The sequence below is a fragment of the Natronospira bacteriovora genome, assembly GCF_030848495.1.
Taxonomy (GTDB): domain Bacteria; phylum Pseudomonadota; class Gammaproteobacteria; order Natronospirales; family Natronospiraceae; genus Natronospira; species Natronospira bacteriovora.
This window is the reverse complement of sequence record NZ_JAVDDT010000005.1, coordinates 21,440-39,459: the sequence shown is the minus strand read 5'-3', so window position 1 is coordinate 39,459 and position 18,020 is coordinate 21,440. Positions and strand designations below refer to the sequence as shown.

Sequence of the window (18,020 nt, the reverse complement as noted above, 5' to 3'; positions counted from 1 at the left end):
GGCGGAGTCAGGGGGTAGCCCGCCTGTGGCAGAATGGGGGTTCTACCTGAAACGGATCTGTCGGGCATGAGTGAAGAGATTCTGGTCAACGTCACCCCCCGGGAAACCCGGGTGGCACTGCTGGAGAATGGCTCGCTCCAGGAAGTGATGATCGAACGCTCCAACAGCCGGGGGCTGGTCGGCAATCTCTACAAGGGTCGGGTCTCCCGGGTGTTGCCCGGCATGCAGGCCGCCTTCATCGACGTGGGCCTGGCCCGCACCGCCTTCCTGCACGCCAATGACATTGCCCGCTCGGCCCACACCGAGAACGAAACCCCCTCCGCCGGCCCGGCCAACATCCGCGACCTGGTGCATGAAGGCAAGGAAATACTGGTTCAGGTGCTCAAGGACCCCCTCGGCAGCAAGGGAGCGCGCCTGACCACCCACATCAGCATCCCTTCCCGTTATCTGGTCTACCTGCCCGGTGGCAAGGGCGTGGGCCTGTCCACGCGCATCGAAAATGAACACGAGCGGGCGCGACTGCAGGCCATGCTCGGGCAGATCATCGATGATGACACCCCGGGAGGCTACATCGTGCGCACGGCGGGCGAGGACGCCACCCTGGATGCCCTGCGCGCCGACATGCTCTTTCTCAGCCGCCTGTGGGAATCCATCCAGGATGTCTCGGCCACGGCAAAGCCGGGTGATCTGGTGCATGAGGATCTGCCACTGCCGGTGCGCATACTGCGTGACATGATGGGGCAGGGAGTGGAACAGGTGAGAGTGGATTCCTCCACGGTCTTCAGCCGCATGAAGGGGTTTGCCGACCAGTTCATTCCCGAGCTCAGCCCCCGGGTGCAGCATTACACCGGCCGCCGCCCCATTTTCGATCTCTACGGCGTGGATGATGAAATCAATCGTGCCCTGGAGCGGCGAGTGAATCTCAAGTCCGGTGGCTACCTGATCATCGATCAGACTGAAGCCATGACCACCATTGACGTCAACACCGGCGCCTTCGTGGGCAGTCGCAATCTGGAAGAGACCGCGCTCAAGACCAATCTGGAGGCGGCCCGTGCCATTGCCAGGCAGCTCCGTCTGCGCAATCTGGGCGGCATCATCATCATCGATTTCATCGACATGGACGATCAGGAGCACAAGGGCCTGGTACTCAATGCCCTTGAACGCGCTCTGGCACAGGATCCGGCCAAGAACCAGGTGTGCGAGGTGTCCGCCCTCGGCCTGGTGGAAATGACCCGCAAGCGTACCCGGGAAAGCCTGGAACACGTGCTCTGCGAGCCCTGTCCCACCTGTGAAGGCCGCGCCTCGGTAAAGACCCCCGAAACCGTCTGTTTCGATATTTTCCGTGAAGTGCTCCGCGAGGCCGGGCAGTATGAGGTGCAGGAGCTGCTCGTGATCGCATCCCAGGCCGTGGTGGATCTCCTGCTGGATGAGGAATCCGCCAGTCTGGCCGAAGTGGAGGAAATGGTGGGCAAACCCATCCGCCTCCAGGTGGAAAGCCAGTACTCCCAGGAACAGTTCGATGTCGTCCCCACCTGATATCCCGCTGCGTCAGCGCATTCGCCGCTGGCTGGCCGCCGTGCTGGCCACGCTGGTCATTGCACTGGCGATTCTGGTGGGGCTGTTCCGCCTGCTGGTTCCCCAGATCAGTGAATACCGTGACGTGATTGCCCAGTGGGCCGGTGACGCCCTGGGGGCGCCGGTGGAAATCAGCGAGATCGATGTCCGCTGGCGCTGGCTGGTGCCGGAAGTGGTGCTGGAAGACGTCATCATCCGGCCGGAAGCGGAGGGCGTGGATCCGGTTCAGGCCGGTGAGATCGCCATTCGCGTCTCGCCGCTGGATCTCATTCGTCCCGGCCCCATGCGGCCCGGGCGGGTGATCCTTCGCCGGGGCGATTTCGCTGTCCTTCGTGACCGTGAAGGGCGCGTCCGCATCCCCGGGGTCGCGGTCTTTGACCCGGCCGGCCAGGACAGCCGTGACCAGAACTGGCGAGTGGTGCTGGCCGATATTCTTGCCAATGCCGATTATCGGGTGGAAGACAGTCGACTGCGCCTGCGGGATGAAGTGCTCGACCTGGGCCCCTGGGATCTGCGCATTGCCCATACCCGGCTGCATTCGCGGGCCGACCGGCATCACTATCGCAGCGAACTGCAGTTGCCCGAGGAGATCGGCGGGCATCTGCGAATCGATCTGCTGGCCGAAGGCGATGCGCGGCATCCGGAGAACTGGGACTGGCAACTGGATCTGGATACCGAGGCGGCCCGGTTGGGCCTGCTTTCCGACCTGCTCTCGTGGGAACGACTGCGCCCGTTGCAGGGCGGTATCCGCGCGGATCTTCAGCTGCGTGGAAGCGGGGCGGCGGCGACCCTTCTGCGGGGTGACCTGATGCTGGATGCCCTGGAAGCCCGCTTCGACGAGCCCGCCCTTCGTCCCGTGGGTGACGAGAGTGGCTCCCGTCACCTTGTGTTCGAAGGAATCCGCTGGGAGACGGAGCGGGGTGGCTGGCGCCTGCAGGTAAGGCAGCTGGATCTGAGTCCCCAGGGTGTCCGCTGGCCGAGTTCGCAACTGGAGCTGCGTCGCCGTGATCAGCACCTCAGCGGCAATCTCCGTTATGCCCGCATCCAGGATCTGGCCTCACTGATGCAGGAAATCACCGCCCATGACCAGGCGGTCATTCAGTGGCTTGACCGTCTTCGGCCCCGGGGCGAGGTTCGGGATCTGCTGGGGGAGGTGCGCCTGGAAGACGGCCAGCCAAAGGATTTTTCCCTGCGCGGGCGGCTGACCGGAATCGGCATGCGGAGTTGGGAGCGGATTCCGGGGTTTGACGGCGTCAATGGCTGGCTGCGGTTGAATCAGGACGGTGGTCGCATGGAAATCGATGCCGGCCCGGTGCATTTCGATTATCCCGAGCTGTTTCGGGAGCGGCTGTCGGCGGAGCGCATGCAGGCTACCGTGGACTGGTCACGCCAGGGCGAGGGCTGGCGTCTTGTATCCAGTGATATTCGGGCCCGCAATCGGGATGCTCGGGCGACAGCCGAGCTCGGTCTGGATATCCAGCCGGATCAGCCGGTATGGATTCGACTCGAGGCGGACGTTCCGGAAGCCCGCAGTGACAATCTCTCCGACTATCTTCCGGTTGGCCGCATGCCGGAGGCCACCGTGGCGTGGCTGGATGAGGCCATTCAAGCCGGCGTTGCCCGCAACGGCCGAGTACTGGTGGACGGTCCAGCAATGCCCTTTCCCTATGCAAATGACGAGGGCCGTTTTCTCGTCACATTCGATGTCGACGATGGCAGGGTCGATTTCGAGCCGGGCTATCCGCCCCTGGAAGGGGTGAGTGCTGCGGTGCGCTTCGAACAGGCGGGCATGGCGATCCGCGCCCGTTCCGGCCGCATTGCCGGCTATCGTCTGAGGAGTGCCGAAGCACGAATCCCGGACGTGCGCGAGCCAGAACTGGAGCTGGAGGGCCAGGCCAGTGGCGGCCTGGCCGATGGCCTGGACTTCCTGCGTCAGTCGCCTCTGGCCGAGTGGTTCGCGGCACCCCTGGAACCGGTGCGGCTGGATGGGCAGGTGGACCTGGAACTGGCCATGCACATTCCCTTGAGAGAAGCCGCAGAACTGCAGCTGGATGGGGTCGCCAGACTGGCCGCGGGCCACGGACAGGTGGACTGGCTGCCGGGGGAAATCTCCGAGCTGGGTGGTGAGCTGAGCTTTACCGAGGAAGGTGCGCGGTCGGATGCGCTGACCGGTCGTCACCTGGGGCACCCCTTCCACGTCCAGGTTGATCCGGGCAGTCGTGGCCGACAGGCCGCCCCGGATGCGGAAAGGGAAACGGTAGCCATGCTACGGGGCGGGATCGACAGCGAACGCCTGCGGGCGGCTATGCCGGGTTACCGAATGCTGGACTGGCTGGAGGGTGATTTCCAGTGGCGGGGACAGGTTCGGGTGCCCAATGAGCCGGGGCAGGGTGACATCCAGGTGATTCTGGACAGCAAGCTGGAGGGACTGGCCATTGCCATGCCCGCCCCGGCGGGCAAGACGGCGGAAACCCGTCGTCCGCTGCAGGTTCGTTTTCCGGTGGGCAGCAGTCACAGCCGGGTGGATGTGGATTATGGCGCGGATCTGGCACTGAGCCTGAACGTGGCCATCCCCGATGAAGGGGCCGCTCATGTCCGTGGTCTGCATGTGGATGTGGGGCAGCCTCGGCAAGTGGCGCTGCCCGAAAGCGGGATTTCCGTTGCCGGCGACATCGCCGAGCTGGATGGCGTGGCCTGGTTGCGGGTGGACTGGCCGGTGGCAGCCGAAGCGGATGATGATGGATTGGTGCTGGATGCCATTGATCTTCGTGTCGGCAATCTGCGCGCTGGTCGTCTGCAGTTCGAGAACCAGACACTGAATCTCCTGCGCCGGGATGAGTACTGGCGGCTGCAACTGGAGGGCGAGGATGCCGAAGGCGAGCTGCGCCTTCCCTTGAATGTTGTCAGTGAGCGGGCCACGATCCGCGGGGCATTGAGTCGCCTGAATCTGCGTCCACTGGCCGCGGACGACGCCGGTGCCCCGGTGGAGCTCAACCCCCTGTTCATTCCCTCCCTGGACGTCCAGGTCACCGCCCTGATGCGCGATTCCCGCCTGCTGGGCGCAATGGATCTTGCCGTAATGGCGGTGCCGGGCGGCGTGATCACCGAACGTTTCAGCCTCAGCGGCACTGACATGACGGCGGAAATGTCCGCCGGCTGGCGCCTGGATCCGGACGGCGGGCAGCGAGGACGGTTGAGCGGCGAGGTGGAAAGCCGGAACGTGTCCGCCGCGATGGATGCCCTGGGCTTTCTGCCCGGCATCGAAGCCGGCTTCGGGCGGCTGGAAGGCAATGTTTCCTGGCGAGGCAGCCCGGGGCCTGATGCCCTGAGAACCCTGCTGGGTCAGGTGAGTGTGGAGCTGCGGTCCGGCCAGCTGCGGGAAGTCAACCCGGGGGCCGGGCGGGTTTTCGGTCTGCTGAGTTTTTCCGCCCTGCCACGGCGCCTGTATGGTGATTTCCGGGATGTTTTCGGACGCGGCCTTCGCTTTGATCGGGTCAATGGGGATTTCGTGCTTGCCAACGGGGATGCCTTTACAGGTAATCTGAAACTGGAGGGGCCGGTGGCCAATGTGGAACTGATCGGGCGTACGGGGCTCGTCAGTCGGGACTATGATCAGCGTCTGCGGGTGGAAACCCAGGTTGGCTCGGCCCTGCCGGTGGCGGGCGCCATCGCCGGCGGCGTGGGTGTGGGGGCCGCCATGCTGGTGATCTCCGAAGTCTTTCGCGGCCCACTGTCCAGAATGGGGCGGCTGGAATACCGGATTGACGGAAGTTGGGATTCACCGCGGGTGACGCCGCTTGATGAAGCTGCGAGGAGGGCGCTGGATGAATGAAAGGTCACATGGACGGTTGCTGCCGGCAGCCGGGCTTGTCATGGCGGTGATGTTGCCCCTGTCGGCCATGGCCGAGAGCTGGCAACTGTCGGCCGAGGAATGGAGCCGGCCGCGCTCGGGTGAAGTGGTTCTTTCCATGACACCGGTGTCCCGGGCCATGGCAGCCTGGGAGGGGCGGAACGATGCCCGGCTGGAACTGGTCTATCCGGGCGGAGAGCGGGGCGAACTGTGGGCCTCGGAACTGAAGGACTGGCTGGTGGCACTCGGGGTCGAAGCCGATGAGGTGCGCCTGCTGCCCGGTTCCGGTGCCGAGGACGTGCTTATCCTTCGCTTGCGTTGAAGCAACCACGAAAACGTTGAAAGACAGGGGAATGCATTGACCATGACCGAAAAAACAGAACAAAAGGATCCGGTTATTGCGGCCATCCAGATGGCCTCGGGGCCCCAGGTGAGCGCCAATCTGATCGAAGCTGAACGTCTGCTGGAAGAAGCGAGGGCCGCGGGCGCCTGTCTGGCTGTCCTGCCGGAAAACTTCGCCATGCTGGGCCAGACCGACGAAGAGCGCCTGCAGGAGGCCGAGTCGGATGGAGACGGGCCACTGCAGACCTGGCTGGCCGATCGGGCACGGCGCCTGGACATGTGGATTGTCGGTGGCACCATTCCGTTGGCCGCCGGAGCCGGCCGGGTCAGCGGAGCCTGCCTGGTGTACGACGATACCGGTGAGCGTCGGGCCCGCTTCGACAAGATGCACCTGTTCGATGTCACCCTGCCGGATGGGCGCGAGCGTTATCGGGAATCGGATTCCACCCGACCCGGTGACGAGGTCGTGGTGATCGATTCCCCCGTGGGCCGCCTGGGTCTCGCCGTCTGTTACGATCTGCGTTTCCCGGAGCTGTTTCGGGCCATGACCGACCAGGGCGCCGAAGTCTTCGCCGTGCCCTCGGCCTTTACCGTGCAGACCGGCCGGGCCCACTGGGAACTGCTGCTGCGTGCCCGGGCAGTGGAGAACCTGGCCTATGTGGCGGCTGGCGCCCAGGGCGGCTTCCACGTCAGTGGCCGCGAAACCTGGGGCCACAGCATGATCGTGGAACCCTGGGGTTCGGTGGTGGCCGAACGCAAGCAGGGCGCAGGCGTGGTGACCGCCCCGATTTCCCTGGAACGCCTGCGCACCCTGCGCGAGAGCTTCCCGGTACTTGAACACCGGCGCCGGACGGGCGCCTGAACGTGATTGTTGGAGAAACATGACGCAAGCACTGGATATTGCCAAGCAGCAACTGCTGGAACCGGGAGGTCTCGACGAGAACGCCCTGGCCCGCGTGCTGAATCGCATGATGAGTGCCTCGGTGGACGAGGCCGACCTGTATTTCCAGCTTCGGCGCAGCGAGAGCTGGGCTCTGGAAGACGGCATCGTCAAGGAGGGTGGTCACGGCCTGGATCGTGGTGTGGGCCTGCGTGCCGTGTCCGGTGAGAAGAGCGGCTTCGCCTATTCCGATGAAATCGTGCTGCCGGCGCTGGAAAAGGCGTCGGGGATGGCGCGTGCCATCGCCTCCGGCGGGCAGTCCGGGCGTCTCCAGGCCTGGCGGGCCGGGGGCGGGCGCAGCCTCTACCAGCCCATGGATCCCATCGAGACCCTGAGCCCGGACGAAAAGGTGGCCCTGCTGCAGCGGGTGGATGCCGCCTGCCGGGCCGAGGATCCGCGCATTTGCAAGGTCAATGTGAGTCTTGCCGCCACCCATGAAGTGGTGCTGGTGGCCGGCAACGATGGTCGTCTGGTGGCCGATGTGCGGCCGCTGATCCGCATGAACGTAGTCTGCATTGCCGAGCACAAGGGGCGCCGTGAACAGGGCATGGCCGGTGCCGGGGGACGTTTTTCCATCCAGACTCTGCTGGAGCGCGATGAGCCCCTGCGTCTGGCGAAGGAAGCGGCCCGTTCCGCACTGGTGAACCTGGATGCGGTCGAGGCGCCGGCCGGCAGCATGCCGGTGGTTCTGGGCCCCGGCTGGCCTGGCGTGCTGCTGCACGAGGCCATCGGCCACGGCCTGGAGGGCGATTTCAACCGCAAGGGCACGTCGGCCTTCTCCGGTCGCATCGGCGAACGGGTAGCCAGCGAATACTGCACGGTGGTGGACGACGGCACCCTGGAAGGTCGACGCGGATCTTTGAACGTGGACGATGAAGGGGAAGCCACCAACTGCACGGTGCTGATCGAGAACGGCATCCTCAAGGGCTACATGCAGGACCGCATGAACGCCCGGCTAATGGGGCAGAAATCCACCGGCAATGGCCGGCGGGAATCCTACGCCCACCTGCCCATGCCACGCATGACCAACACCTACATGCGTCCGGGGCCCCATGACCCTGAAGAGATCATCCAGTCCGTGGAACGCGGTCTGTATGCCGTCAACTTCGGCGGTGGCCAGGTGGATATCACCTCCGGCAAGTTCGTGTTCTCCGCCAGCGAGGCCTACCTGATTGAAAACGGACGCATTACCCGGCCGGTCAAGGGTGCCACACTCATCGGCAACGGCCCCGATGTCCTGACCCGGGTCAGTATGGTGGGCAATGATCTGGAGCTGGACCGCGGCATCGGCGTCTGCGGCAAGGATGGCCAGTCTGTCCCGGTGGGCGTCGGCCAACCCACACTCAAGGTCGACAGCCTGACGGTGGGTGGAACGGGGTAGTTTTTTTTCGTAGTCGTAATTGTAATCGTAATCGACATTTTCGGGTATTAAGGAAAACCCGATTACGACTACGGTTACGATTACGACTACGAGGAAAAACCTGAGGCTGCGGGATTTTCGGCTTTTAGCTTGCCGCTCGTGGAGCGTGGCTCGTTGCTGTGTACAAAACCCGATTACGATTACGACTACGAGAAAAGAATGAACAACAGCCCCAACTTCTGGCGCACCGGCCTCATCATGTTTCTGATCATCGTCGGTGGTCTTTCCCTGTTGCCCTACATTATTCCCACCGGGGCCGATCAGCGGGTGCCGGAGTCACCGTTTGCGGAGAGTCGCTTTCAGGCCGTGGGAGGCGTGACGCTGCATTACCGCGAGTTTCCGGCACGACCGGCGGAGGGGCAGGCGGTTCGTGGACAGCTTCTGCTGGTTCATGGCCTGGCCGGATCCACCTACAGCTGGCGCCATGTGCACGGGCCTCTGCAGGCGGCCGGTTATCATGTGCTGACGGTGGATGTGCCGCCTTTCGGATACAGTGAACCGATCGTGCCCGGGGCGGAGGGGCCGGATGAGGCCGAGCTGCTTTGGGGGCTGATCGACGCGCTCGGTGAGCAGCGCGGGCGCTGGCATCTGGTTGGCCATTCCATGGGCAGCGCCGTGGTGGCGAGGATGGCCGCGGCCGCGCCGGATCGGGTCGATCAGCTGGTGATGGTCGCCGGGACCCACGAGACCGCCAGTGAAGGTGGGGCCGGTATTGGCGGCGTGATCATGCAGTATCCGCCGGTGCAGCGCTGGCTGACCGTGATCGGCAGCCGGCGCCTGTTGAACGAGCCGGGCATGGAGCGGGCGCTGAGTTCGGCTTACGGACAGGAAGTGGAAGAGGCGGTGGTCGCCGCCTATCTTGCACCCTTGCGCATCCGCGGCAAGCCCGACGCGGTCATTCGTGGCCTGCAGGCCGGCAGTCCTCCGCTGGCGTCGGCGGAGCTGAGGCCCTTTTCGCTTAACCTGATCTGGGGTGGTCATGACGAATGGGTGCCCCTGTCCCATGGGCGCCGTCTTGCTGAGGCGGCCGAAGCCGAGCTCCACCTTCTGGATGAAGCCGCCCATAATCCCATGGAAACTCATCCAGACGCCTTCCTCGATCGGCTGCTGGCGATTCTGCCCTGACAGCCCTGTAGTCGAGTCGAATGAGCCCAGAATGAACCCGGGGAAGGGCCGCCGGCGGTTGGGCGCTTTACGCAGGTGTTATGTTATTGCATAATGTTGAGCTCTCGGATCAGAGCAATGGGCAGCCTTATCGGATGAAGGAAGTACCCGCCAACAAGGCCCGACTGGACTTTGCCGCCATCGGCATGTCCCTGCTGTGTGTCCTGCACTGCACGGCATTGCCGGTGATGGCAGCGGCCATGCCGTGGATTGCGGCCCTGGGCATCGTGGACGACTGGTTCCACCGGGCCATCCTCTTGCTGGTGATTCCGGTCAGTGGCTGGGCGCTGGGACTGGCCTGGCGGCGGCGCGGCGAGACGGGCTTGTTGCTGACAGGCATGGCCGGAATGGCCCTGATGGTGCTGGCGACACTGGAATTTGCCGCCTGGCATACAAATACCCTTGAAGTGGTGCTGACACTCGGCGGCGCCGCCCTTCTGAGCGCGGCGCATTTGCTGAACCTCCGGAACTTCCTGCGACCGAATACCGTCACTGATTCCATGGTGGCCGGTCATCCCCGGGCCTGGCGATAGCCGCCGCTTGACTCCGGCCTGTATAACCTGCCCCGACCGCTCACTTGACACGGGTGACTGACATGGCGAATCAACGCAGAACGCCATTGCATCGAGTGACCTGGCTGGCCTTCGTGCTGGTGAGTCTCATGCTGCCGGTCTCCGTGGTGGCGCACGGTTTCGTTCATGATCATGAGCACGAAACGGCTCATGTTCTGGATCAGTGTCTCTTCTGCAAGGTGGCCAGCCAGCAGGCCGGCCCCCTGCCCACCGGAAAGGCCGAGCTGCCGGTACCTCGCCGCCTGATTGTGGCGATCATTACTCATCCTGGCAGCAAGCTCCCCATTACCCTGGATTCCGCTTCCATCAAGGTACGCGGGCCCCCAACGGCCTGAATCCGGGCGCAGGCCCGTCATTTCCCCTTCAGGAACCGCAGCGCATCGCTCATGGCGATGCGCCTGCTGATGCATGACCATTTGAGGAGTCAATCCAATGCGAACGAAATATTCTCTGGCCAAGCTGTCCGGAATGGCCGCCATGGCGATTTCGGTCAGCCTGATTTCGAGTACGGTCGTTGCCGAGGACGACAATCTGCGCATGGACGATGTCATCGCCCAGGCCGAGACGCCGGAAGCGCAGCAGCGGCGACAGTCCGGTCCGGCCCGTGATCCGCTGGATCCCGCACCGGCCCGTACCCGCGCCATGCAGCTGGGTGGTGGTGATCAGGCCGTGACTTCCGGTACGCAGTTCAACCCGGCCATTTCCGTCATTCTCGATGGTATCTACTACAACGAATTCAGTGGTCATGTGGAATCGCCGGGCGGTTTTGACGCCGGTCATGGCCATGGGCATGGGCATGACCACGGCCACGGCGGCCACGGTTTCCAGGATGGATTCCAGATGCGCGACGTGGAGTTCGCCTTCTCCGCCACCGTGGATCCCTATTTCGATGCCTTCGTGATGTTCACTTTCGAGAACGGCAGCGTGGATCTCGAAGAGGCTTTCATTTCCACCCGCGCACTGCCGGCGGGGCTGCAGCTCAAGGCCGGTCGCTTCCTGAGTGACATCGGCTACATCAACAAGCAGCATCCCCATGACTGGGCTTTCGTGGATCGTCCCTGGATGAACGAATATCTGTTCGGCGACCATGGCCTGCTGGAGACGGGGGTGCAGATGAGCTGGATGCCGGCTACCCGTAGTTACACCCGCTTCGGTGTGGAACTGCTCAACGGTGAGAGCTCCGGTGTCGCCCCCTACATTGGTTCCGGTAACCACGAAATGGTCACCGTGCTGCCCAATGACCCGGAAAACGATGATTTCTCCCCCAACCGCAACCGCTGGCGTGCCAGCAACGGTTTTGACGACGTGACCGGGCCGCGTCTGGCCACGGCCTTTGCCAAGTGGGCGCCGGATCTGGGCTACGACCATGCCCTTCAGCTGGGTGCCTTTGCCGGTTGGAGCGAGGCCTATCAGCGTGATGAAGCCCATTCCAGCGGCCGTTATGAAACCTGGGACGGTGACGCCTCCTTCTGGGGTGTGGATGCCGTCTACAAGCGTGATGGTGGCGGTACCATGGGGCACCGCAACTTCACCCTGCAGTTCGAATACGCCATGCGCGAAATTGACGCCCTCTACATGAGCCGTCAGTTCACCGACTTCAGCACCCTGGAGCCCACCACCCGCAACCCGGATGGTGACGTGGTGAACCAGCGCTGGAAGCAGGACGGTTTCTATCTGCAGGGCACCTATGGTTTTGCCCCGCGCTGGAACTGGGGTCTGCGTGTGGAAGGCATGGGACTGACCAACGATGCCTACGCCGACCACTCGGAAGGTCGCGGCCTGCCCACGCCTTTTGAATCTTCATGGCGCTATTCCACCCAGCTGACCTATGCCCCGACCGAGTTTTCGCGTATCCGGGCCCAGCTCAACTATCTGGATGTGGGTGATGAGGCCGGTCACCATGACCATGAGCATCACGATGCCTGGGAGTTCATGCTGCAGTACAACATCAGCATCGGCGTGCATGGCGCCCACACATTCTGACGGGCGCCTGCCATGGGCAGGCTGATGACGTTCGAGCGGATCGGCCATCGAGGGCGATCCGCCCATGACTGAAATGGAGAGCGGGCCCGGGAACGGGCCCGCCACTCAGGAGGCAAACATGAAGCAATGGATCCTCGGAAGCATTCTGATGCTGGCGGCGGTGGCCGCCAGTGCCGAAGTCCGCGTGGCCGCCACCGTGCCGAACATGGGCATGCTGGCCCGTGTGGTGGGTGGCGAAGCCGTTGATGTCACCGTGATGGCGCCATCCGATCGGGACGCCCATTATCTGGAAGCCCGGCCCAGCATGATGGCGGCCCTGCGCCGTGCGGATCTTGTGGTGGCCGTGGGTGCCGAGCTGGAAGTAGGCTGGCTGCCGGCCGCCCTGCAGGGCGCCAACAACCCGCGGATTCAAGTTGGCCGCGCGGGCTACTTCGAGGGAGCTGCCCATATTGAGCTGATCGAAACCGGCGTCGAAGCCGACCGGGCCGGGGGCGATGTTCACCCCATGGGCAACCCGCACTACTACATGGATCCGGGCCGCATGGCGCAGGTGGCCCACGCACTGGCTGATCGCCTGGCACGTCTGGACGGTGACAATGCGGATTATTTCCGGGCCAACGCCCAGGCCTTCGCCGATGCCGTGGACGCCCGCATGGACGGCTGGCGCGCCAGGGCGGAAGGCACGGCCGGTGCGGTGCTGTATCATAAGGACGCGAACTACCTGATGCGTCTGCTGGATGCGCCGATTCTCGGTTATCTGGAGCCCCTGCCAGGCATTCCGCCCACGGCTCGCCACCTGCGGGAGCTGGTGCGGGGTCTGGAAGGTCAGCAAGGCATTACCCTGTACACGAACTTCCAGCCCTCCCGGGGTGCGGAGTTCCTGGAGCGGGAACTGGGGTGGCCCAGCCGTCAGCTGCCGAACCAGGTTGCCACGGATGCCCGCAAGGTGGATGCCTACTTCGAGATGATCGATCGTTGGGTCGAGGCCCTGGCCAGTGTCAAATGATGACAACAACAAGCCGCTGTTGACCGTGGACGGTCTGGTGGCGGGATACACGGGCCCCGTTGTGGGGCCCGTGTCTTTTGATGTGTTTCCCGGTGAAGTGCTTGGGCTGAGTGGCCCCAATGGAGCCGGCAAGTCCACCGTGCTCAAGGCCATCACGGCCGAAGCCAAACGTTTTGCCGGCACTGTCAGGCCCTGCCAGGGGCTGACAGTGACCCATCACCAGCAACGCCCCGAGCTGCCACCGGAACTGCCGTTGCTCGGGCGGGAGCTGCTGAAGGTCATGGCTGCCGACCGGCGGGATGCCCCTGCCATCATCCGTCCGCTCCTGGATCGCCCCATCAATCGCATGAGTGGCGGACAGTTCCAGCTGCTTGAAGCCTGGGCCTGTCTGGGAGGCGATGCCGAACTGGTGCTGCTGGATGAGCCAACCAACAACCTGGACGGCGACGCCATGGAGGCGCTGGCCGAGTTCATTAGGGCCGCGCGGCCCCCGCGTGCCATTCTCATGGTCAGCCATGAACGGGATTTTCTGCAGAAGAACTGCAGCCGCATTGTCGAGATTTCCCACCGAAAGGCCGAGGCATGAGCGATTTCATTCTCTTCGACCCCATGTTTCGCCTGCCGTTTCTGATTGGCCTGCTGCTGGCCGTGGGCCTGTCCCTGATCGGCGCCTACCTGCGCATGCGCGAGGAGTGGCTGGCCGCCCTGGGTCTGTCGCATATGGCGGCGGCCGGTGGCATTGCCGCCCTGCCTCTGGGTATTCCGGCCCTGGCGGGTGCCCTGGGCTTCGCCGGCCTGGCGGCCCTGCTGAAGGGGCTGCTGCCCAAGGCCAGCAACAATCACTATGGTCTGATGCTCCTGCTCGGCTGGGGTGGTGCCCTGATGCTGGCCGCCAATACCCATCAGGGTGAAGTAGTGGGTGAGGCTCTCCTGCGCGGTCAGCTTTACTTCACCAGCAAGCCGCATCTGATCGCGGCTTCCCTGCTGATACTGGCGCTGTTTTCCAGCCTCAGCTGGCTCTCGCCGCGCCTGCTCACCGAGCGCTTTTTCCCGGACTACTTCTCCGCCAATCGCATTCCGGCCTGGCCTCACCGTCTGGTCTTTGGTGCCCTGGTGGTGGTTGCCGCGGTTCTGGGCACCCTGGCCATGGGTGCCATGGCCGCCTTCGCCATGTTCTTCGTACCTGCCTGGGTGGCCTTCGTGCTGGCTCGTGGCTGGCGTCGGGCGTTGATGCTGACCATAGTCCTGGCGGTGGCCAGCTACCTGACGGCTTTCGTGGCCTCCATGCTGCTGGATCAGCCCTTCGGCCCGACCCTGGTGCTCTGCCTGGCCCTGACCGCCACCCTGCGTCTGTTCGCCAACCGGGCTGCCCGCCTCTCCGGTGCGCCGGGCGAGTGAATCGTGAATCGGACGGGGGCGTCGATCGGAGCCGGGGTTGTGGGAGAGGCTTCAGCCTCGATCAGCGGTTGTCGGAGCCGTTAGCGGTCACAGTGCCACCGCTCGTTCGACGGCTCCGAACGTGAGGTGTGAGGTGTGAGGCGTGAGGTGAAAACCTGAAGCCTCCGGCTTCCGCGCTGCGCGCGTTCAGGCCGGCCAAAGGCCGGCCGTTGGGCGCCAAAGGCGCCCCGCCTTTCACCTCACGCCTTTCACCTCACGCCTCACGCCTCACGCCTAACACCTCACGCCTAACACCTCACTTTCGAAGCCGTTCAGCAATGAGCGCCTCGGCACCTTCTAAGGCCCCCCTCCGATTCACGATTCACCATTCACGATTCACTCGTCTCCCCACCTCCCATCCCAACTGCGCTACCATTAACGCCCAATTCCACACGCCGCCATCTTCATGAAAATCCGTCCCGAACAGCTCGACGCCCACCTCCAGAAAGGCCTCGCCCCCCTGTATCTGCTGGCGGGAGACGAACCCCTTCTTCTGGACGAGGCGGCGGCGAGCATTCGTCGCCGGGTGCGCGAAGCCGGGGCCGAGGAGCGCATTGCCCTGGTGGCAGAAAAGGATTTCGACTGGTCACGACTGACCGAAGAGGCGGCCAGCCTGTCCCTGTTCGCCAGCAAGCGTCTGATGGAGTTGCGCCTGCCCGGCGGCAAGCCTGGCCAGGAGGGGGCGAAGGTTCTGACTCAGTGGGCCGAGCGGCCGCCGGAAGACACGACCCTGGTGGTGATCAGCGGCAAGCTGGACCGCGGCAGCCGCAACGCCAAATGGGTCAAGGCCCTGGAGCAGGCCGGCGCGATGGTGGAGTTCTGGCCCATCCCCCGGCACCAGCTGCCGGCCTGGGTGCAGAAGCGCATGGCCGCGTCCGGCTTGAGCGTCTCCCGCGAAGCCGCACGATTCATTGCGGAACGGGTGGAGGGCAACCTGCTTGCCGCCGCCCAGGAAGTGGAGAAGCTGCGGCTGTTGCTGGGCGAGGGGCAGGTCAGTGATTCGGATGTGCAATCCGCCGTGGTGGACAGCGCCCGTTTCGACCCCTTCCAGCTGGCCGATGCCGCGCTCAATGGGGAGACCGCCCGCGCCGTACGCATCCTGGAGGGGCTTCACGGTGAAGGTGTGGAACCACCCCTGCTGGTCTGGGTGCTGGCCCGGGAAGTGCGGTCACTGGCCGACATGGCCACCGGCATGGCCCAGGGCAAGCGCATGGAGGATGTCACCCGCCGGGTCTGGGCCAGCCGGCGCAGCCTGGTGGAAAAGGCCCTGCAGCGTCACCCGGCGGAACGCTGGCTGGCCCTGCTCGAGGAAGCGGGCCGCATTGATGCCATCGCCAAGGGCGCCGCACCGGGTAATGCCTGGGATGCGCTGCAGCGCCTGGTGATGGCGATGGCGTCCGTGAAGGCGGGGCGGCGGCTTGGGCTGGTGGCTTGACGAGTGAATCGGAAGGCGGTCGGCCGGGGGGCGAAGTACTGAGTACTGAGTGCTGAGTGCTGAGTCGGTGCTGATCGGAGGGGCCGGGGCTGATCGAAGGGAAGGAGCTTTCGGTTGGCTCTGGGCGTGAATCGTAAAACGTGAATCGTGAATCGGAGGGCGGCGTAAGAGGATGCCGGAGTTGTGGGAGAGGCTTCAGCCTCGATCAGCGGTTGTCGTAGCCGTTAGCGGTTTCAGTGCCACCGCTCGTTCGACAGCTCCGAACGTGAGGCGTGAGGAGTGAGGTGAAAGGCAGGGCGCCTCCGGCGCCCAAAGGCCGGCCGCCGGCCGGCCTGACACGCGCAAAGCGCGGAAGCCGAAGGCTTCGGCTTGTCACCTCACACCTCACACCTCACTTTCGAAGCCCCCCAGACCCGAGTGCCCCGACACTTTCTAACGCCCCCACTCAGCACTCAGCACTCAGCACTCGTAGCTTCCGCCGCCCGAACCACCGCCAGCAATTCATCCACCACCGAGTCCAGACTCGCCCGGTCCGGGCGCACGGCCGTGATATGCCCCAGCTTGCGCCGGGGGCGGGGGGCCTTGCCGTAATCGTGGTAGTGAACGTCCGGATAACGGATGCAGTCGGCCAGGGCCGGCATCTGCCCGAGACAGTTGATCATGGCCACGTGGCCGCGGGGGCTGGTGTCGCCCAGGGGCAGGTCGAGAATGCCGCGCAGGTGGTTCTCGAACTGACTGGTGGCCGCCCCCTCGATGGTCCAGTGGCCGGAATTGTGAACCCGGGGCGCCATTTCATTGGCAATCAGCTCACCGCCCTTCTCGAAGTACTCCACCGTCAGTACACCGGCGTAGTCGAAGGCATCCATCAATGAACGTATCTGGCTCTCCGCCTGGGTCTGCAGGGTCCGGTCGGCGCAGGGTGCGATGGAGAGACGCAGGATGCCCTCTTCGTGACGGTTGTCACTGAGCGGGTAGAAGGCCATTTCACCGGAGCGGTTGCGAACGGCGATGAGGGAAACCTCGCGATCGAAGTCGACGAAGCCCTCCAGGATCAGCGGGGCGCCTGACAGGGCCTCCCAGGCCGACTCAATGTCGCCGGCCTGGCGGATGAAGCGCTGGCCGCGGCCATCGTAACCCAGCTGCCGGCGCTTGAGCACAGCCGGCATGCCCAGTTCATCAATGGCCGCTCGCAGATCGACCAGGCTGTCCACCGTGCGGTAGGGGGCGGTCGCCATGCCATGCTCGGCGAAGGCCTGTTTTTCCGTCAGCCGATCCTGTGCGATACCCAGCAGGGCGGGAGAGGGATGAATCGGGGTGTCACCGGCAGCGGACTTCAGGGCCTCCACCGGCACGTTCTCCACGTCGTAGGTCAGCAGGTCCACCTGTTCTGCCAGGCGCCGGATGTCATCGGAGCGGGTGAAATCGCCCAGCACGATGTCACCCACCTGGGCGCCCGGGGTATCGCTGGTCTTGTCCAGGAAGGTGAAACGCATGCCCAGAGGGTAGCCGGCCAGGGCCATCATGCGTCCAAGCTGACCGGCGCCGATGATTCCGATGCTCATGATGTTGTCTTGCTCATTGCATTGACGGCCAAACCGGCCCGTCAGGGACAAAGGTCAGGGGCGCGGGTCCGGATTGGCCAGCACCCGTTCCGTCTGCTCGGCCCGGAAGGTATCCAGGGCCTGGCGTATATCGTCATCATGGTTGGCGAGCATGGCGGCGGCGAGGAGCGCGGCATTGATGGCACCGGCCCGGCCGATGGCCAGAGTGCCCACCGGCACCCCGGCCGGCATCTGGGCGATGGAAAGCAGGGAGTCCATGCCGTTCAGGGCCCTGGACTGCACCGGGACGCCCAGCACCGGCAAGGGAGTCTTGGCCGCGGCCATGCCCGGCAGGTGGGCGGCACCGCCGGCACCGGCGATGATCACCTCAAGACCGCGATCCCGTGCGCCGGCACAGTACTCGAACAGCAGATCCGGTGTCCGGTGGGCGGATACAACGCGGGTTTCATGGCCCACCCCCAGTTTCTCCAGGGTCTCCACCGCGTGCTGCATGGTTTCCCAATCCGACTGGGAGCCCATGATGATGCCGACTTTCACCTGCTTGCCTATTTCCATGTGCCATCACCAAAAGCCCGACAGACAGCGGAACCAGGGGTTCGCCGCGCCAGGCGTCAAGAGGAAACGGCGTATTGTACCGAAAGCGTCCCGAGAGGGCGAACCACGGCCTCTGATTGCTGGGCTGCGCCCGCGCTTCGTTTTCGCTTGACAGCACTATTCGGCCTCGGCTAAAGAAT

At 64.3% G+C, this 18,020-nt stretch carries 15 protein-coding genes; 13 read left to right on the top strand and 2 right to left on the bottom strand.

Going from position 1 to position 18,020, the window contains the following annotated elements:
- The first annotated feature begins 66 nt into the window (after positions 1–66).
- The 13 genes from rng to holA all read left to right on the top strand — a co-directional run bounded on the left by rng (position 67) and on the right by holA (position 15,724).
- Entirely contained in the window at positions 67–1,536 is a 1,470-nt protein-coding gene (rng, locus tag RBH19_RS08740) for a ribonuclease G (protein WP_306728459.1), read from the top strand.
- Complete coding sequence (locus RBH19_RS08735) at positions 1,520–5,407, top strand: YhdP family protein (RefSeq protein ID WP_306728458.1); 3,888 nt, start codon at positions 1,520–1,522, stop codon at positions 5,405–5,407. Before rng ends, RBH19_RS08735 begins: the two co-directional genes overlap by 17 nt.
- Entirely contained in the window at positions 5,400–5,747 is a 348-nt protein-coding gene (locus tag RBH19_RS08730; RefSeq protein ID WP_306728457.1) for a hypothetical protein, read from the top strand. The genes RBH19_RS08735 and RBH19_RS08730 overlap by 8 nt, the downstream gene beginning before the upstream one ends.
- A gap of 42 nt (positions 5,748–5,789) precedes the next feature.
- Positions 5,790–6,629 carry a carbon-nitrogen hydrolase family protein gene (locus RBH19_RS08725; protein ID WP_306728456.1) on the top strand — a complete coding sequence of 280 codons (840 nt, stop codon included), beginning with the start codon at positions 5,790–5,792 and terminating at the stop codon, positions 6,627–6,629.
- Between the two features lie 19 nt (positions 6,630–6,648).
- Entirely contained in the window at positions 6,649–8,088 is a 1,440-nt protein-coding gene (gene tldD, locus RBH19_RS08720) for a metalloprotease TldD (RefSeq protein ID WP_306728455.1), read from the top strand.
- A gap of 198 nt (positions 8,089–8,286) precedes the next feature.
- The gene (locus RBH19_RS08715) at positions 8,287–9,252 is read left to right on the top strand and encodes an alpha/beta fold hydrolase (RefSeq protein ID WP_306728454.1); all 966 of its coding nucleotides are present in this window, start codon (positions 8,287–8,289) and stop codon (positions 9,250–9,252) included.
- Positions 9,253–9,386: 134 nt separating this feature from the next.
- A complete protein-coding gene (locus RBH19_RS08710; protein WP_306728453.1) occupies positions 9,387–9,824 on the top strand; it encodes a MerC domain-containing protein in 438 nt (145 codons plus the stop codon).
- Positions 9,825–9,886: 62 nt separating this feature from the next.
- Complete coding sequence (locus RBH19_RS08705; RefSeq protein ID WP_306728452.1) at positions 9,887–10,198, top strand: hypothetical protein; 312 nt, start codon at positions 9,887–9,889, stop codon at positions 10,196–10,198.
- Between the two features lie 97 nt (positions 10,199–10,295).
- A complete protein-coding gene (locus RBH19_RS08700; protein ID WP_306728451.1) occupies positions 10,296–11,846 on the top strand; it encodes a TonB-dependent receptor in 1,551 nt (516 codons plus the stop codon).
- A gap of 118 nt (positions 11,847–11,964) precedes the next feature.
- Positions 11,965–12,852: a metal ABC transporter substrate-binding protein gene (locus RBH19_RS08695; protein WP_306728450.1), complete on the top strand. Its 888-nt coding sequence runs from the start codon at positions 11,965–11,967 to the stop codon at positions 12,850–12,852.
- Positions 12,842–13,438 (top strand): ATP-binding cassette domain-containing protein, encoded by a 597-nt coding sequence (locus tag RBH19_RS08690; protein WP_306728449.1) that lies wholly within the window; start codon positions 12,842–12,844, stop codon positions 13,436–13,438. Before RBH19_RS08695 ends, RBH19_RS08690 begins: the two co-directional genes overlap by 11 nt.
- A complete protein-coding gene (locus tag RBH19_RS08685; RefSeq protein ID WP_306728448.1) occupies positions 13,435–14,250 on the top strand; it encodes a metal ABC transporter permease in 816 nt (271 codons plus the stop codon). The genes RBH19_RS08690 and RBH19_RS08685 overlap by 4 nt, the downstream gene beginning before the upstream one ends.
- 445 nt (positions 14,251–14,695) lie before the next feature.
- The gene (gene holA, locus RBH19_RS08680; RefSeq protein ID WP_306728447.1) at positions 14,696–15,724 is read left to right on the top strand and encodes a DNA polymerase III subunit delta; all 1,029 of its coding nucleotides are present in this window, start codon (positions 14,696–14,698) and stop codon (positions 15,722–15,724) included.
- Between the two features lie 452 nt (positions 15,725–16,176).
- Here holA and RBH19_RS08675 read toward each other — a convergent pair whose 3' ends face one another.
- Together RBH19_RS08675 and purE are read right to left on the bottom strand one after the other, a co-directional pair.
- A complete protein-coding gene (locus RBH19_RS08675; RefSeq protein WP_306728446.1) occupies positions 16,177–17,286 on the bottom strand; it encodes a 5-(carboxyamino)imidazole ribonucleotide synthase in 1,110 nt (369 codons plus the stop codon).
- Positions 17,287–17,340: 54 nt separating this feature from the next.
- Positions 17,341–17,841, bottom strand: coding sequence for a 5-(carboxyamino)imidazole ribonucleotide mutase (gene purE / locus RBH19_RS08670; RefSeq protein ID WP_306728445.1), 501 nt, complete (start codon positions 17,839–17,841; stop codon positions 17,341–17,343).
- Positions 17,842–18,020 lie beyond the last annotated feature (179 nt).

What these genes read in the sequence shown, in the direction of transcription:
- RBH19_RS08700 (WP_306728451.1), top strand. Translation starts at nt 10,296, where the DNA reads ATGCGAACGAAATATTCTCTGGCCAAGCTGTCCGGAATGGCCGCCATG.
- RBH19_RS08705 (WP_306728452.1), top strand. Translation starts at nt 9,887, where the DNA reads ATGGCGAATCAACGCAGAACGCCATTGCATCGAGTGACCTGGCTGGCC.
- RBH19_RS08735 (WP_306728458.1), top strand. Translation starts at nt 1,520, where the DNA reads ATGTCGTCCCCACCTGATATCCCGCTGCGTCAGCGCATTCGCCGCTGG.
- holA (WP_306728447.1), top strand. Translation starts at nt 14,696, where the DNA reads ATGAAAATCCGTCCCGAACAGCTCGACGCCCACCTCCAGAAAGGCCTC.
- RBH19_RS08695 (WP_306728450.1), top strand. Translation starts at nt 11,965, where the DNA reads ATGAAGCAATGGATCCTCGGAAGCATTCTGATGCTGGCGGCGGTGGCC.
- purE (WP_306728445.1), bottom strand. Translation starts at nt 17,841, where the DNA reads ATGGAAATAGGCAAGCAGGTGAAAGTCGGCATCATCATGGGCTCCCAG.
- tldD (WP_306728455.1), top strand. Translation starts at nt 6,649, where the DNA reads ATGACGCAAGCACTGGATATTGCCAAGCAGCAACTGCTGGAACCGGGA.
- RBH19_RS08730 (WP_306728457.1), top strand. Translation starts at nt 5,400, where the DNA reads ATGAATGAAAGGTCACATGGACGGTTGCTGCCGGCAGCCGGGCTTGTC.
- RBH19_RS08685 (WP_306728448.1), top strand. Translation starts at nt 13,435, where the DNA reads ATGAGCGATTTCATTCTCTTCGACCCCATGTTTCGCCTGCCGTTTCTG.
- RBH19_RS08675 (WP_306728446.1), bottom strand. Translation starts at nt 17,286, where the DNA reads ATGAGCATCGGAATCATCGGCGCCGGTCAGCTTGGACGCATGATGGCC.
- RBH19_RS08715 (WP_306728454.1), top strand. Translation starts at nt 8,287, where the DNA reads ATGAACAACAGCCCCAACTTCTGGCGCACCGGCCTCATCATGTTTCTG.
- RBH19_RS08710 (WP_306728453.1), top strand. Translation starts at nt 9,387, where the DNA reads ATGAAGGAAGTACCCGCCAACAAGGCCCGACTGGACTTTGCCGCCATC.
- rng (WP_306728459.1), top strand. Translation starts at nt 67, where the DNA reads ATGAGTGAAGAGATTCTGGTCAACGTCACCCCCCGGGAAACCCGGGTG.
- RBH19_RS08725 (WP_306728456.1), top strand. Translation starts at nt 5,790, where the DNA reads ATGACCGAAAAAACAGAACAAAAGGATCCGGTTATTGCGGCCATCCAG.